At 40.5% G+C, this 16367-nt stretch carries 11 protein-coding genes; 1 reads left to right on the top strand and 10 read right to left on the bottom strand.

All coding sequences use genetic code 11. The features are described from left to right. Positions 1–3837: PQQ-dependent sugar dehydrogenase (locus tag FEK29_RS09855; protein ID WP_193554888.1), on the bottom strand; the 3837-nt coding region annotated here is incomplete at its 3' end. A 492-nt stretch (positions 3838–4329) separates the two neighbouring features. Between FEK29_RS09855 and FEK29_RS09860 the strand changes: the two genes are divergently transcribed. Continuing rightward, positions 4330–5430 carry a GNAT family N-acetyltransferase gene (locus FEK29_RS09860; RefSeq protein WP_138258270.1) on the top strand — a complete coding sequence of 367 codons (1101 nt, stop codon included), beginning with the start codon at positions 4330–4332 and terminating at the stop codon, positions 5428–5430. A 72-nt stretch (positions 5431–5502) separates the two neighbouring features. On the opposite strand, the gene FEK29_RS09865 is transcribed toward FEK29_RS09860, so the two are convergent. The 9 genes from FEK29_RS09865 to FEK29_RS09905 all read right to left on the bottom strand — a co-directional run bounded on the left by FEK29_RS09865 (position 5503) and on the right by FEK29_RS09905 (position 16175). Then, complete coding sequence (locus tag FEK29_RS09865) at positions 5503–6636, bottom strand: glycosyltransferase family 4 protein (RefSeq protein ID WP_161595341.1); 1134 nt, start codon at positions 6634–6636, stop codon at positions 5503–5505. Between the two features lie 10 nt (positions 6637–6646). Further along, complete coding sequence (locus tag FEK29_RS09870) at positions 6647–7285, bottom strand: sugar transferase (protein ID WP_138258272.1); 639 nt, start codon at positions 7283–7285, stop codon at positions 6647–6649. Then, positions 7278–8345, bottom strand: coding sequence for a hypothetical protein (locus FEK29_RS09875; RefSeq protein ID WP_138258273.1), 1068 nt, complete (start codon positions 8343–8345; stop codon positions 7278–7280). Before FEK29_RS09875 ends, FEK29_RS09870 begins: the two co-directional genes overlap by 8 nt. A gap of 282 nt (positions 8346–8627) precedes the next feature. After that, a complete protein-coding gene (locus FEK29_RS09880) occupies positions 8628–9809 on the bottom strand; it encodes a glycosyltransferase family 4 protein (RefSeq protein ID WP_138258274.1) in 1182 nt (393 codons plus the stop codon). A gap of 9 nt (positions 9810–9818) precedes the next feature. Then, positions 9819–10970, bottom strand: coding sequence for a glycosyltransferase (locus FEK29_RS09885; protein WP_138258275.1), 1152 nt, complete (start codon positions 10968–10970; stop codon positions 9819–9821). Between the two features lie 8 nt (positions 10971–10978). Then, a complete protein-coding gene (locus FEK29_RS09890) occupies positions 10979–12055 on the bottom strand; it encodes a glycosyltransferase (protein ID WP_138258276.1) in 1077 nt (358 codons plus the stop codon). 49 nt (positions 12056–12104) lie between these two features. Further along, positions 12105–13955 (bottom strand): asparagine synthase (glutamine-hydrolyzing), encoded by a 1851-nt coding sequence (gene asnB / locus FEK29_RS09895; protein WP_138258277.1) that lies wholly within the window; start codon positions 13953–13955, stop codon positions 12105–12107. 84 nt (positions 13956–14039) lie between these two features. Then, positions 14040–15128 (bottom strand): glycosyltransferase family 4 protein, encoded by a 1089-nt coding sequence (locus FEK29_RS09900; RefSeq protein ID WP_138258278.1) that lies wholly within the window; start codon positions 15126–15128, stop codon positions 14040–14042. Between the two features lie 78 nt (positions 15129–15206). Beyond that, on the bottom strand, positions 15207–16175 hold the full coding sequence (locus tag FEK29_RS09905) for an O-antigen ligase family protein (RefSeq protein WP_161595342.1): 969 nt from the start codon (positions 16173–16175) through the stop codon (positions 15207–15209). Positions 16176–16367: the final 192 nt, after the last annotated feature.

The raw sequence follows: 16367 nt of genomic DNA on the forward strand, positions 1-16367 counted from the left end.
GTCCCCGCCGTTGGAGGCCATGAGCCTGAAGTCCATGGGGTCCCTGCCGTAGTCGTCGTTGGCGCTGGTGATGGTGATCTGTTCCACGCGCCTTGGCTGAGGGAGGGTTATCTGTATCCAGCTCGGGCTTGCGGTGGTGGGTATTCCCCCCGCGTCGAGCCATTTGGAGTGGTCCCCCCGTGTACTTTTGTTGTCGAACGCCTTGTAGCGGTCCTCCGCGGGTATGAAGTCGTTCCTGGAGGTTATGGTGCCGCTTCCCACGGGCTCGGTAACGTCCGAGAGCTGGCCGTTGCAGTCGCCGCCTGAAGATGGTTCCTGCACCAGTACCGTTGCGCTTGCGGTGAAGCCGCCGTCATCGGTGGTCACGGTCACGGTGGTGCTCCCAGGGGCGATGGCCGTTACGTTGCCGTTGCCGTCCACTGTGGCTATGGTCCCGTCCGTGGATGACCAGGTGGCGCCCTTGTCGGTGGCGTTGGAGGGGGAGATGTCGGCAAGTAGCTGCAGGCTTGCCCCGGGCTCCAGTTGGAGGGAGGTGGGGGAGAGGCCTACGCCGGTAACGGCGACCGGCCCTGTTGGCGTGGCGTCGCACCCCAGCAGTTCGATCTCGGCGATCTGTGTCATTTCCACGTTCAGGCCGTTCTTGGTGACCTCCAGCCTGTAGGTCGTGTAGGTTCCCGGAGCGGAAAGGTCGAAGGTCCTTTTTTGGTATCGTTGAGCGAACTCCTCCCCGGACCACGAGCCGACCAGTTGGAAGTCCCCGCCGTTGGAGGCCATGAGCCTGAAGTCCATGGGGTCCCTGCCGTAGTCGTCGTTGGCGCTGGTGATGGTGAGCTGTTCCACGCGCCTTGGCTGAGGGAGGGCTATCTGTATCCAGCTCGGGCTTGCGGTGGTAGGTATTCCCCCGGCGTCGAGCCATTTGGAGTGGTCCCCCCGTGTACTTTTGTTGTCGAACGCCTTGTACCGGTCCTCCGCGGGAACGAAGTCGTTCCTGGAGGTGATGGTGCCGCTTCCCACGGGCTCGGTAACGTCCGAGGGCTGCCCGTTGCAGTCACCATCAGATGAAATGCCCATTGCGGTAAAAACCCATTTTACATCATTACCATTTAAGTTTTCCACAACCGCCACATTTCCATCCGCACCAGTACCAAGATAGTACCCTGAAAGTTTGCTAATAATAAAAAAAGAATCATTCCCGGCGGGAATTAGTTGCCATAACTGAGCATCCGTACCATTACCGGTATATTGCCAAACATTGGTATCAGGAAGGGTTGCTCCCATCGCTACGTCCAGGTATTTATCACTGTGCAAGGCCCTGAACATATAATATCCGTTTCCAGCATCCTCTAAAGCAAAATGCTGATTATCCAACTCGTTGTAACTTCCAATGGCAACATTTGCTTGATTGTTACCTCCACCATCGGGAACCTGTAGCGTCTCATTATTGGAATAATTTACAATTCTATAATCCCCATAATTTGGAGGTGATGAGGATACATCCATTTGGTTTATCCAATCCTCTATCAAAACGACCGCTTCTTCATGAATTTTATTTTTAGCTATTGGGGGCATCATGATTGCAGGATCATCAGAATTTATTCTATGGAACAATATTGATTTTGATGCGTCCCCAGCATATAGTATTTTCTCATCAGAAATTCCAAGTGGGGTATTAATTCCAGAAGTCAATAGTCCTGTCTCCTGCAAGCTATTGAATAACTGTAAATCAAATTGAGCCCTGTCCCCTGTGCCTCCTGGCCTATGACAGTAAGCACAATTGAGATCAAGATAGGATCTTGCTTTTTCATCAAGGGTAGCGCTTACATCATTGAGTGCTTTATAGGTTTGGTAGTTCTGAGTCCTGCTATCATCAATTACTTCGTTTAAGATGCCCAAATGACTAAGGGTAACCAATTGATTTGCGTTTACCCCTGTTTTTTCGTAGGTATAGGATGAGTTTAGGTAGCGTGTTCTTGGACCCAAAGTACCTCCTGTAGCGGGGTTATGACAGGCAACACAGTCTTGTGTGGAAGGATAGGTCCATTTTTGGGTTGAGATAGATCCATTTTCATTCCTAATTTCAATATTTTCGTCCAAACCAGTGGTCAGCAATATGGCGTCCGTTTCTTGGGCATTCCATTTATAAGTAGCGAAGTAAAAAGACCCGTCGCTTGCCCTGATTGAAAATCTAGTTTCCAATCTCTTGGTCAAAGAAGGGTTGTTTTCATCAACGGGAAGTTCAAAGTGTTTGATTAAAACAGTCCCGGTTGGAAATTCCCAATCGCCATTTTCCGAGAACTGCACCTGCTCATTTACTTGGTTATGGGTGCCATCATTTGGAATGACCATCCAGCGTTTCTTTTCGGCTCCATCGGACCAGAAGGGTTCAATGAGATCGTACGGAACAAGTCCTTCATTTGGCTCTAAGGTTTCCAAATTTGAAAAGGCACCGGTTTCCGAAAGAAGTTGCGGTAAATTACCTTGAAATGGCCCTCCTTGTGTTAATTTGTACAGTTTTACATTGTTGCCCTGACTTAATAAATAGAGTTCGCCCTGATGATCTTGTCCAAAGGAAATAATATTAGTTGGAGAAAATTGAGTGATTACTTCGTAGGACCCATCGTTTGGGTCTACGGCCCAAATTTCCTCGCCAACCCCATAATCCGCACATATATATTTTCCAAAGTATTGGGACATGGCTGAGCCTCTGTACACATATCCTCCAATTACTGCATTGGCATCCGTTCTTGGAAAAGTTAAAAGGGGAGATTCATGCGCCATGCCGTCCAAAAGGTTTACACAAGATGTTCCCCTATAATAATCTCCTTCGTAAACTGGCCAACCATAATTTTTTCCGGCAACTACCCTATTGATTTCCTCATGGCGAGCTTCACCTATTTCACCTATATATAAAGATCCAGTAAGCTTGTCCACGGTCATTCTATGGGGATTTCTATGGCCAATGGAATAATATTCCTCAAAGTGACTTCCGTCAGGGCTTGGAAATGGGTTATCATTGGGAATCCAATACCCAACACCGGAGACTTCATCGTCAAATCTTCCATCCGCTGTCAAGGTTCTTATAGGATTGTGGCTTTTATTTACATCCTGGTTCACATCCAGGCGTAGTACGCCTCCATCAAGATTGGTGGTGATATCCTGAGGTTTTGCATAGGCCGATTGATCCCCAGTAGCTAAATATAAAAATCCATCATTACCAAAGGTTAGTCCACCGCCCCTATGCGTAGAGCTGAACATACGTCTCTTTATCATAATTAGGTCATCCCCAGGAACTCGAGTAAGCGTGCCTGGGTCAACGGAAATTCGTTCCAAAATCAAAAAACCTCCCCAATAATCTTCCCTGTTACAGCCGAATCCGGAAACAAATGCATCTGGATAATTCCTTCCTTGTCCATCCTTTGTGGTGTAGTATAGATAAAAATAGTTTTTATTGGATTGCCCAAATTCAGGATGAATCGCCAATCCCAAAAAACCGCCGTCCCAAACAACGCCAACTTTACTCGAAAGGTCGGCCACCATATTTTTTTGAGTAACGTTGTCATTATTATCAAAATGGAATATCATTCCATTCCGTTGTGCTACAACTATAGTGTTTGAATTGGGTACCGTAGAAAAAGTCAATGGAGAATCAAAGGAAATATTTGGGAATGCAACTTGATACTTTTCGTCAGAGGCACTTTTATCTGGAAAGTTTCCGTTCAAAAAGGGTCCTACAGGTTCTGGAATCGTTAGGCCAGGTTCATAGAACAGGGGCGAAAAGCTTATATATAAACCAGAGATTGCCAGTACCGTTAGCATCCCCAAAATGATTTTTTTCATGTTTTTATTATTGTTGTTTTTCATAGCTCAGACCTGCTCCCTGCACCTTTCAGGCAGGTGCAATTATTCACATCATTTTTTCTTTCAAAAGTGTTCATGAATCTTCGATTCCACCATCTCGATAGCTATGTGAACATCTCCATGGGTATCAAGACTTGATATGGCTCATTTTATAGCGTTAGAATTTAGTTGGGGAACAGGGTCAAATTACCATAAATTTATGTTAATAACAATGGAACATAGCAATTAAAGTGAGGTTTATGCAACAGATTATTACTTCTTTTGATTGATAATCTTAGCTGGGAAGTTTTTTTGGCTTTTCCAATTACGGTTTAAAAGGAATTTAGAGATGGATATTGTAGTAATTGGCAACTATAGGTATCAATCTAAAGATCTGGATTGAAAAGATAGTATAAAAAATGGATTACTTTTGTGGGCGCAAGGGGCAATTCTTTTTACCTGTTGGCGTTTTAAAAGCAAAACTTTATTATTATGCAGTCCATAGAGACGTATACACTTCAAAATCATACTTTTAATAATTCAGAATCTATAAACATTTACAAGAACGCCTTAACGTTGTTGGAATGTGATAGTGCCTACTATTGTTATGAATTGTTGAATAGTGGGCAAAATGAGCATCAGGAATTGCAGTTTTTTCTTTTTGAATCAGCAGAACAGGAGACGTTGGCCGTAATGCCTATTTTTTTGAGAAAGGTTCTTATAAACGGTAAGGAAACCAGCTATTATGATGTAAGTAGCCCATGGGGATACAATGGTCCTTTTTTCAAAAGGGATATAAGTAGGGAAGATCGGATTGGTTTCTGGACAACTTTAGATGCTTGGTATAGGGAACACAAGGTAGTCTCTGAATTCCTACGATTTAATTTTTTCCGAAACTATGAGGACTATTCGGGAACCGCTGTACATACCCTTTTGAATGTAAAAGGCAATATTACGGATTGGGAGGCCTTTTGGTCCAATTTAAAATCAAACACAAGGAACCAATTCCGGAAGGCAGAAAAAACTGGCTTGGAGTTCGGATTGTTTTATGAAAACAACGATGAAGAAAAAATAAAGGATTTTTATAAAGTGTATATTGGCACCATGGATCGTAGGGATGCCATTGACTCCTTTTACCATCCGGTATCTTATTTTATCGAATTTTGGAAAGCCAATCCTAAAAAGTGTGCGATAGGATTGGTATATTTTGAAGGAAAACCTATTTCAGGAGAACTTTTTTTAATTTCTGAAAATACAATGTATTCGTTTCTTGGGGGTACGGATTCCGATTATTTCAAGCTAAGACCCAACGAATATTTGAAAATAAATGCCGTAAAATGGGCACACGGTGAAGGTATGGACTTTTATATGATCGGCGGTGGGCTTTCGAATGGCCCGGAGGATAAACTATACCAATACAAGAAAAAGTATTTTCCATTGGATGACGACATAGATTTTTACACAGGCCGAAAAATCATCTTGCCCGAAGCATATAAAGAATTGGTTGAAATGGCGAGTAAGGAGCCCGTGGGAAGTGAATGTCTGGAGCAAATTGAAACAGGTTTCTTTCCTAAGTACCGCTCCGTAAAATAGTCGTTGATACCCTTTTTGGGTATATGAACCTGGTACGGCTAGTTTTGTCTACCGGTAACTTAAAAGCACTATTTATAAGGCAATCAATTCCTCGTAGACTTTTAACGTATTCGAGGTCATTTTTTCTAGGGTAAAACATTCCAAAGCTTTTTCCTTGCCCTTGAGGGCCATGGAATTTCTCAAGGGGTCATTGGTTAGAACCTCGGTGAGTTGCTTGCCAAGCTGTTCCGAATCCTCCATAGGAAATATCATGCCATTCATGCCATGTGTTATTTGGTCCGAAGCTCCGTTTCCGTTAGATCGAATGGTACAGCAGCCACCCATCATGGCTTCTACGGCAACCAGCCCAAACGTATCCGATCTTGAGGGAAGCACGAATACATCGAACAATTGATAGAAGGGTTTGGGATCTTGAAAACCCAGCACTTTGAATTTTCCAGTTAGATGATATTCTTCCAATAGCCCGTCCAGCCAAGGTTTGTGTTTCGGGGTTTGATAATCCCCCACGATGACCACAAAGATTTTTTCCACCAGTTCCTTGGGCATAAAGGCTCCCAAGGCCTTTACCATGATATCCGTTCCCTTTTGTTGGGTAATACGACCAACGAGCCCTATGATGATTTTGTTCTTGGGTATGTCGTGTAATTGCCTCAATCTTTCCAGATTTTCCTTGGTTTCCGTTTCGGAAAAACGTTCGGAAATTCCGTGATAGACCATTCGTATACTTTCTGGGGGGGTATGCATTACGGTCTTTGTAAACTCTTTGGAACCTTCACTTACCGCAATGAGTAGGTTGGGATGTTTATAGCGGGCATTGGGTCTAATGGTATCCGCATGGACCGTAGAGGTGAATTTTTTTCCTAATAGCCAAGGTATGAAGGTTAAGTTGGGAGAATGGCAGTGTATCACATCCGCGTTGATTTTGTAAATCCAAAAGACGATTTGTACCAAGCTTTTTATGGAACCATAACCTTTGGTAAGCATACCTCCTTGAGGCTCTTTAAAATAGTGGAGTTGAATCCCCAAATTTGAAAACCGCTGTCTTAAGGAACTAAAGAAGGTATTGTCCTGGTCTTTTAGTTCCCTAAACCCACCTGTAACAATATGTACTTCATGCCCCTTGTTTACAAGTCCATCGGCCAGCTCGGCAATATTAGTGGCCAAGCCATCCTTACCAAATCGCATGACAATGAACAGTATTTTCATCGGTTTGCTTTTATAGGAGGCCTTTTTCCTTCCAATCATGTCGTTCCACATCCAAGTATTCCATGGCCGGGTTTGCGGTTGGGTCTACTTCAATGTCATCTGATTTTAGGACTTTTAAAATCGTTTTCCAAATAATTTTGGCATCCATGGCGAGGGTAATATTCTCACTATATTCCACGTCCTTCGCAAAGCGGTCTTCCCAGGTGATATAATTCCTTCCAGAAATTTGGGCAAGACCGGTTATGCCAGGGCGAATTGAAAAACGTTTTCGTTCCTCTTGGGTATAGTAGGGTTGGTATCGAATCAATAGGGGTCTTGGTCCAATCAGGCTCATTTCGCCCTTCATCACATTTATCAACTGAGGTAGTTCATCAATGGAGGTTTTTCGGATAAAGATACCCAAGGGGGTAAGCCGCTCCGTGTCGGATAGCAGATTGCCGTCTGCATCCTTTTTACTGTTCATGGTTTTTAATTTGATGACCGAAAAAATGCGTTCAAACCTGCCAGGCCTTGGTTGCAGAAAAAAGGGGTTTTCCCTAAAGCTCAGGGCCAACACGATAATTGTGACAAGCAAGATGGGGGATGCTATGATTAGCCCTAAAAGGGCCAATAAGAAATCCAGGGGTCTTTTAAAAAATTTCCTATACATGGTCACAAATATACTGCCATTCATTGATAGAATCCGCAATATAATCCAAATCATTTGGGCTATATCTAAAATCTACATGAATGTTCAGTAAGTACTTGTGGTTATATTTTATGGGGTTATTGTTCCAAAGTTCTGCGGGATAAATCGATTTTCCGATCAGATGTTTTTTTAACTGATCTAAGGCTTCCCGTTCCTTAAAGATAAAAAGGAGGCCAAAGGGTGTACCTTCCTTATAAGGTAAGCGCTGATAGCCTTTGACGGGGCCCAGCTTCCTGTTCAAATAGGCCAGGTTTTTATGCTTAAAACTGTTTACGTTTTTGAGCAGTAGTGATTTAATAATCTGTGCATGTTCCGTTGCAACAGGTATAATATCAAAATTCTCCCCTAGGTATAGTTCCCCGTTCATATATGTACTTAAAAACTCCGTTTTTTCTTTATGGGAGGTTGCTTTGGACTTTAAATCCATGGCTTTTTCTATGAGCTCCCAAGAAATGTTCATGGAGCTTTTGCTAATGGTGTCCATCGTAGGTGCCACTTTTGGAAATGGCAGATTGGAAAGGCTTTTTTTTGGTTTCCAGGCGATGCCGCCAAGGGGTATGGGAATGGTCTTTCGTAAGGAGGCGATACAGAAATCGGCACGGCTTTCCAAACAGCCTTGCGTAAGCCAACCGTGGGAGTGATCCTCAACGATTATAGGTCTTTTTCCCTTGGGATATATTACTTTTTTTAGGCCCCAATAATTTTGGACCAAAACCAAGTCATTGGAGGAAAATAGCGACCAGTCTAACTGCTCGTTTACATCAAAAGGGTTTATTTCGTAATAGCGAATGGTGCTGAATTCGTTTTCAAGCCATTTTTTTATTAATGGACAATAATAAATGGGTAACCAGATGTTGGAAACTTTATACTTTTCGCAGATGTGTTGGAAAATATACTTTAATGCGTATCTACCGGCATAGAAAAGCTCATGGTCTTCCATAAACGAGCCTTCAATTTGAGGGACTTCATTTAGTTGGGATTTTTGAAAGAAAGAACCGTAGCCTAAAATAGTATTCCGCATTGTGCAAAAAAATAATAAAATTATCCCAAGAACTACAAGAAATCGAGCAAATCCCTAATTTCTAGATGAATGGACATAGCCGTTTTCACTTTCGCAATCCTTCTGTACGTGACTCTACATTTAAAATTTAAGTATAACTCTGTAAATCATTTTCGAATAAAGAACGGGCGTTCGTATTTATCCAGTTTTAAAAAGTCCAGATGCAAAATTTATTTTGTTGAAGATTGAGCAATGGTAAGTCAATGATCTTTACTCCGAATGGAGAAACCCACTAATGTAGAATTACCGCAAGTCTTCCATCTCAATCTTTCGATATTCATTGAGTACTTCCTGCCAAACATATTCTCTGGGATATTTTTCCGCAATATGCTTTCGGCAATTGGTGGCCATTTTTTTCACCATATCCCTTTGTTTCAAAAAAATGCGCATGGCATTTTCTAAGGCAATTGAGTTTTGTGAAGGGATAATGGTTCCATTGAAATTCTCTATTATAATTTCATTACTCCCGTTGATATCGGTTACAATGGACGGCAGGCCCATAGCACCGGCTTCCAGTACCACATTGGGAAAACCCTCTCGATAACTTGGGAAGACAAAGCTATCGGAAGCGGCCAAAAAGGGCCGTACATCCCATTGATGTCCTGCTTCAATGATCTGCTTGTTACTTTTAATGACATTCCAAGTAGCTTTGGGCAGGAAATCAGATTCCCCCTCGTCAGAACCAACCAAGAGCAATTTTGCATCAGGATGTTGTTCGGACACCTTATTAAAAGCTACGACCAATTCGTTAAGGCCTTTATCATTGACCAATCTTCCTACAAATACAAATACAAAATCCCCAGGGAGTACCCCATAGTCCGCTCGCAGTTGTAAATTATCCTTACTTCCGTACATTTTTGGGTCAAAATGCTCAAGGTCCAATCCTCTTATACTGCCGTTGGCAATGACCTTAAGTGGTTTACTAGTCACCTTGTGCTGCTCCAAATCCTTTTTTACGCCTTGCCCTTCTGGGAAAATATGGGTGGCAAACCTACAGATTAAACGATCCGTGGTAATCAGCACTTTTCGCATCATACCCGTTTTTGTTGGAAAAATAAGACCGGTAAAGGAGTGGGCCCTTTTTGGTACCCTTGCTAAATATGCGGCCAACATGGATACTAAGCCTGCCTTTGGGGTCATACTATGGACCAAGAAGGGTTTTTCCTTTTTAAATGTTCTATAGAGCCTGTAAATGGATACTAGGTCCTTAATGGGGCTTATGGTTCTTTCAATTGGTATATACACGGATCGTATGCCTTCCTTTTCCACCAAAGGTTCCACTTCTTTGTTATAGGAACCAATGGTCATCATTTCATAATATTGGTTTAAAAATTTAAGCTGCCCGCCCAAAAAGGCATAGAGCGACCAGGATAGGGAGGCCGTGCGAATTATTTTTTTTCTAGTAGGAGATGGGTTTTTTGTCATAGTGGTTCATTAGGAAAGAATTACATCTGTATACGCCTGCAAAATAGGTTCCCTTTTAAAATCCTGTATACGTTCCTTTACACGGATCCTGCAACGCTCCAAGTATTCAGGATGCTCTAGGCAATAGGCAAGCCCTTTTTTCATGAGCTCCAAATCACCTACAGGTGTTAGGACGCCATAATCCGTAATCATAATATCATTTTTTCTTACATCTTTTAACTCCATAATTTCATCCGGGCCAGATTGGCAATTGGTCGTTAAAATAGGTAGTCCACAACACATGGCTTCCAATAGCACATTGGGGAAACCTTCGTGGTTTGAACCGAACATAAATAAATCTACGCTCTTTAAAAAGCGATAGGGGTTATTGTCAAAGCCTAAAAAGGTAACCCTTTTTTTCAGTTTTAAACTGGACACTAGTTGCTCCAATTTTTGTCTTAAAAAACCGTCGCCAAGAATATATAGGTGAACATCAGGGAATTTCTCAATTGCCCGGATGAGTAATTGATGGTTTTTACCCGCATCCATGCGACCTATAGTAACAATGTTGAAGGTACCGCTGTTAAAAAAATTGCCTTCAGCTGGAACCTTGTCAATCTTTTCAATATCAATAGGGTTATGTACAACCTGTATTATAGAAGCTTCAATATTGTAATTCTGGAATAGGTCATCCATATTGCCCTTGGAATTACAGATTATTCTGTCTGCCTTTGGGTACAATTTTTTTATCAGAATATTGTTGATTTTGGACTGTAGGTTTCCGTACCCATACTGTTGGCTAGGATGGGAACGTTCGCTAATGACCAATTGGTAACGATGATTCGTAAAATATCTGGAAAGTATGTTAATGTAGCTGGGTCTCGTTAATAGCGCGAAAGAGTGGGTAACTTGCAGATGCTTAAGCAATTGAGCATAACGATATGCCAAAAAAGGCAATTTTGCCAGTTTAAATAGACCATGTTCATCGCCTTTGGATTTTTCCAAAAAATGGATGGTTGTGTTTTTGGGTATATCATAGCTAATGGTCGTGTTCATCAACACCAAATGTACCTCAATCCCCTTCTTTTGAAGGTAGGGAAGCAGGTAGGAAACTACACGTTCCGCACCTCCACCGGCAAGAGAATAAATTAGGATGGCAACTATTATATTTTCTTTCTTCAACAAAAAATCTAAGATTCTAAAAGTTTTATAAAATGACTTTCGTATTGTTTAAGAATTAAGGATTTTTCAAACTTATTAAATACTGATTTAGACACTGATTCAGGATTAAATGTGCCTAAATCATTTAAAATTCTCAAAAAATCTTTCTCATCTTCCACTAAATAGCCATTAACGGAATGCTCAATAATTTCCTTTGTGCCTCCGGGAACATCAAATGCAATGGCGGGTGTTCCAACGGCACAGCTTTCTAAAAGGGCATTTGGAAACCCTTCGGTCAAAGATCCTTGAAGGAAAAAATCTGATTGCTCTAAGTAGTCAGAAACTTTATTGGTAAATGGTATGTGGTTTATATTCTTATAAATTCCATAATTCCTTGCCAAATCAAATAACTCATCTTTTAAAGGGCCATCCCCAATAATTGTATAGTTAAAGGGTTTATTGAATTGAGATAAAACTTTTAAAACTCTTTGATGGCCTTTAACTGCTACCAGGCGGCCTACAGTTATGAATCTGTATTTTTGAGATTTTGTCCTATTGTTTGTGACAAGCTCAAAATTGTCTGTAATGGGATTGTTTATAATGTGAATTTTTTCAATGGGAATTTTGAACAATCCCCGACAATCCATTGCCATATCCTCTGATTGACAAATAATGCTGTCCAATTTACTTAAAGCCATTTTTTCGAAATGATGGTACCAATCAAAAACAGGTTTAGATGTGAAAGACTTGTATATATTAACAATGGAAGTTTGTCTACCTACAAATATTATTTTTGGAAAAAGGACTGAAATCACCCCCAATATCACATTCACGTGCGCCAGTGTACCCATGACTATATTTGGTCGTCTTTTTCTTATATGTTTTACCAATTTGGGTATAGATCTGATTACCCTGTCGATTCCTAAAAAAGTAACCGTCATTTGTTCGGTGCTAAAATTTTCTTCTCCAGGACTTCCAATTATAAGAAGCTCGGAATCAAATTTATGTTCATCTATTTTAGCCGCTAAAAATGTTAAAATACGTTCTGCTCCTCCAGGGCTTAGGTTTGGAATTACGAATGTTATTTTAATTTTATTACTTGTCAAAATTTCTGAATAAAGGGAACCAAAAAAGATTCAGGTGATCATTGGGTTATTAAGATATTGAAATTGATTTACCGTTATTTGTTAACCATTGTCTCAAAACCAGTAATTTCCATATCACGGTGTAGTGGTTCCATTTACACTCCATATGCTCTTGTATTAATTTGGAGACTACTTTTGGGCGAATTCCAGGTATTTCGTTGAGATTTTGAATAGATAGTTCGGTGAGGACCAAGTCCTTTAAATCCTTACGAAACCAAACCTCCAAAGGCATACCAAAACCGGATTTGGGACGGTCAAAATACGCCTGGGGTACATGCTTGTACAAAATATCCTTTAAAATGCGTTTTTGTTTTCCGGGTTGGTATTTGAATTCGGTAGGGAGGCTTTGGGCCATTTCCACGACGCGGTAGTCCAAAAACGGTGATCGCGCTTCCAAGGAATAGGCCATGGTGGCTCGATCTACCTTGGTATTAATGTCCCAGGAAAGGTAGGTTTTTAAGTCCAAGTCTCCGGCACGTTCATAAATATCCTTTTTGTTGTGCATCAAATACCTAAGCTCTTTGAAATTATAGGGGTCTTTCTGTTCTTCGAGCCAAATTTCATTAGGTCTAAATAATGAGGTTAAATAAACGAAGTTTTCGTTTTTAGAACTAAAAACTTCCCCTATGGCCTTATGCCTAGAATTCGGGGATAACTTTAAGAGTTCTGAAATAGGTTTTCTAAAGATATAGGGTATTTTAAAGTAACTCTTCATTTTGTCAATCCGGGAATATCTATGATATCCTAGAAAAGCTTCGTCTGCACCATCTCCCGAAAGGGCCACGGTCACCTCTTTTTTGGTGTGTTTGGCCAATAGCATGGAGGGGATGGCCGAGGCATCGGCAAATGGTTCGTCGTAATAATAGCTAAAATTTTCAATAAGACTCAAACCCTCCCTGTAATCACACTCGATTACATGATGGTCTGTACCTAAATGATTAGCCACCTTTTGGGCATACTGACTTTCATCAAAACCGTCTTCATTGAATTTGACTGAAAACGTTTTTACTCTTTTATCGGCTCCTTTGCTAGCCAAAGCGGCAATTAAAGAAGAGTCGACACCTCCAGACAGGAATACCCCAAGCGGAACATCGGCAATCATACGATGTAACACCGCATCCGTCAATAGATTTTCAAGGTCTTTTGTTGCTTGTTCATAAGTGCCAGAATATTGGGGTGCGGTTGGATATGCGATGTCCCAATAGGCCCAAGACTTAAACGATTTGCTGCCTAGAGTATATGTAAAGGCATGGCCATCCTCCAATTTTTTCACCTCATTAAAAATAGAGTTTGGTAAGGGTACACTATTCCATCCCAAGTATTGTTCAATGGCTTCTTGGCTGATGCTTAATTGCTCGTTGAACAATTGTATAGACGAAATTTGACTGGCAAACTCAAATCCTTGTGGGGAAAGTTGGTAGTAAAATGGTTTTTGTCCCAGGCGGTCTTTGGCACCAAATAAGAGTTGTTTTTTTACATCATAGATGACAAAGGCGAACATCCCGTTAAAAAGCCGCACACAGTCTTGACCATATTCCAAGTAAGCCGCAGCAATGACCTCCGTATCACTGGTGGTCCTAAAGGCATATCCTTTATTGGATAAAATGGCCCGTATTTCCTTAAAATTATAGATTTCCCCATTAAAGACCAGGTGTACCTGTTCTTCATAACTGAAAGGTTGATTGGATCGAGCGTCCAAATCGATGATGGATAGGCGGTTATGACCAAAGTGAATTCCTCCATTTTGGGAATCAAAGCTTTGAACTCCCATTTGGTCCGGACCGCGAAACTGGGTGCGTTGCAATTTTTGTTGTATCTGTTCCTTGGTATAAGGGAGGGTAGTGCCGTAAATGCCACACATATATTTCTAATAGTTTAAGTTTTCAATTTGATTATGAAGTATAACGGGGCAACTGGTTTTGGATTGTATGACCTGCCCAAATAATTAAGAAATGGCATTTTGAATGACTTCCATCCAATTCTTGGCAATAGGTTCCATCTCATACTTTTGGGTCGATCTTATGGCATTTTCCCTAAATCTTTTTTGAAGCACATCTGAATGCATTAATTCCTCCATCTTGGTAGCTAAGGTATCCACATCGCCTACAGGTACCAAAAAGCCATTTTCACCGTCGGTAATCATGTCCGCCGGTCCATGGGGGCAATTGGTGGAGATACAGGGAAGTCCGAAATACAGGGCTTCCAATAAGGCGTTGGGAAAGCCTTCGTGCTCGGACGTAAATACAAATAGGGAGGCTTTTTTGTAATAGGAAGCCACATCTTTTTGGGCCCCTTTGAAACATACTTTGTCCTCAATTGCCAGTTCTTTGCTCAAGGCCTTGTATTTTTCCATGTTAGGCCCCTCACCTAAAAAAACGAGCTTCCAACCAGAGGTGTCAATTTTTGCAAAAGCACGAAGTAGAATGTCCTGTGCTTTACCATTCCGAAAAGCTCCAACATTTAAAATTTGATTCTCCCCAGACTTATCCAATTCTGACATTATTCTGTGAAAACCTTTTCCAACGGCATTGGGTATTATTTTAATTTTCTCCGATTTTGTTTTCTTACTGTAGTACTTTTTGTTGCCCGACGTTTGAACCACAAGGCCTTTACAAAAGGAATAACTGAAGTCTCGAAGGATTTCCTGAAATCTGGGCAGGGGATTCAGTTCATGGTTGGCACGTTCACTCACAAGGCAGGGGATATTCAGCCATTTACAGGCCCAAACGGCATAGATATTGGTTTGGGTCATAAAACTGATGACCACATCCGGTTTTTCCCTATTAAGATGTGAAATAAGTATTTTTATACGTTTTAACGCATCTTTTATTGAACTGAACTGATTTGTAGACGATTTGGAATAGGTAAGACAATAGTTGGTTTTTATATTAGGATTTAAAGGATAAAAGGATTCCGATTGGACCATGGTAATAATGGAAACTTCATGGTTCTTGACCCAATAGTTGGCCAAACCACTAACGGCCCGTTCCGCACCCCCAGAACGCAATCCGTAGATTATAAAGGATATTTTCATTTCAGAAATTTGAATAGTCTGGGTTTTAAATAATTCTTATGTTTGAGGGTTTAATTATATTCAGGAAAGGTTTTGATTTTATTTGTCTATTTGTTCTTTTGTTTGAAACTGTAACCACATTGTAAAAAATAAAACATAACCAGAATCAAAATAATTATGATTAGTTAGCAGAAAAAGCGATAGTCCTGTACTCATCAAGAATAAATGTGGCTGATTAAGAAAAATATCGTAAGAATTCTTAATTAGCATAATAAAGATTAAAATAAAGATTAAAAAAGCAAAAATACCCGCTTCGCCTATTACTTTTAAATAGGCATTATGAACACCAGCGGCTCCTCCTACGCCGTTACCACTAAAAGCTCCATAACCGTTACCGAAAATTGGTTGAGAATAAATAAATGGATAAAAATTCGCCCATGTTTCAGTACGGCCTCCTTCTTCTAATTTTGAGGTGTTTTTAGACTTACCTTCAAATATTTTTGTCATTGCATCAAGTCGAGCATTAGAATTTGGTAAAAAAGAATTGTAAGTTATTAAACCAATTAATAAAACTCCGCCAACTAACAGAGTTCTGATATTTTTAATTGATAAACGAATTGCAAGAACATTTATCAAAAGCCAAACAATGATAAATGTTCTTGAGAAAGTTAAAAAACCTACAATAGTAAATATAATTTGACCAATTAACTTCCAATTTTTATCCATACTAAAAGTAAGTCCGTATCCCATAATACAGATAAAACCAAGAGAATTGGGGTTTAAATAAAATCCACTGTAACGACTACCATCGGTTAATGGATTGTAAAAAATAAAAATCTGAAGGAACACGGTTAAGCAACCAATAATTAATATCAATAACAATTCAGATTTGCTGGTATCTCTTAAAACCTGGTAACCTCCAATTATTGTAATAAAATATTTGACAATTAATATGAGATAAGTCAGCGTGCTTTCTGTTATGAAAGTCTGATTTACTAGACTTCCGATGCCAAAATAAAATATTCCTAATATAAGTAGCCAACTATTGAATACTAAATTTCTCCTCAAGGTGAAATAAATTAGCATAAGTACATAAGAAAGGTAGCTAAGTGCACTTGAATATATGGGACTAATTTTTTCATATACCCAACCCGGTATATTGAGCATAATTAATAAGAGGGTGAGGTATTTTACTATTTTTAGAAGCACTATAAATGATATTAATTATTCAAATTTAAGCAATAGCCTCTCAAAGAAGAA

It is taken from the genome of Maribacter aurantiacus, assembly GCF_005780245.1.
In the GTDB taxonomy this organism is placed as follows: Bacteria; Bacteroidota; Bacteroidia; order Flavobacteriales; family Flavobacteriaceae; genus Maribacter; species Maribacter flavus.

Coding starts and splice junctions, on each gene's coding strand:
- asnB (WP_138258277.1), bottom strand. CDS start 13,955: ATGTGTGGCATTTACGGCACTACCCTCCCTTATACCAAGGAACAGATA.
- FEK29_RS09880 (WP_138258274.1), bottom strand. CDS start 9,809: ATGACAAAAAACCCATCTCCTACTAGAAAAAAAATAATTCGCACGGCC.
- FEK29_RS09865 (WP_161595341.1), bottom strand. CDS start 6,636: ATGAAAATACTGTTCATTGTCATGCGATTTGGTAAGGATGGCTTGGCC.
- FEK29_RS09870 (WP_138258272.1), bottom strand. CDS start 7,285: ATGTATAGGAAATTTTTTAAAAGACCCCTGGATTTCTTATTGGCCCTT.
- FEK29_RS09900 (WP_138258278.1), bottom strand. CDS start 15,128: ATGAAAATATCCTTTATAATCTACGGATTGCGTTCTGGGGGTGCGGAA.
- FEK29_RS09875 (WP_138258273.1), bottom strand. CDS start 8,345: ATGCGGAATACTATTTTAGGCTACGGTTCTTTCTTTCAAAAATCCCAA.
- FEK29_RS09860 (WP_138258270.1), top strand. CDS start 4,330: ATGCAGTCCATAGAGACGTATACACTTCAAAATCATACTTTTAATAAT.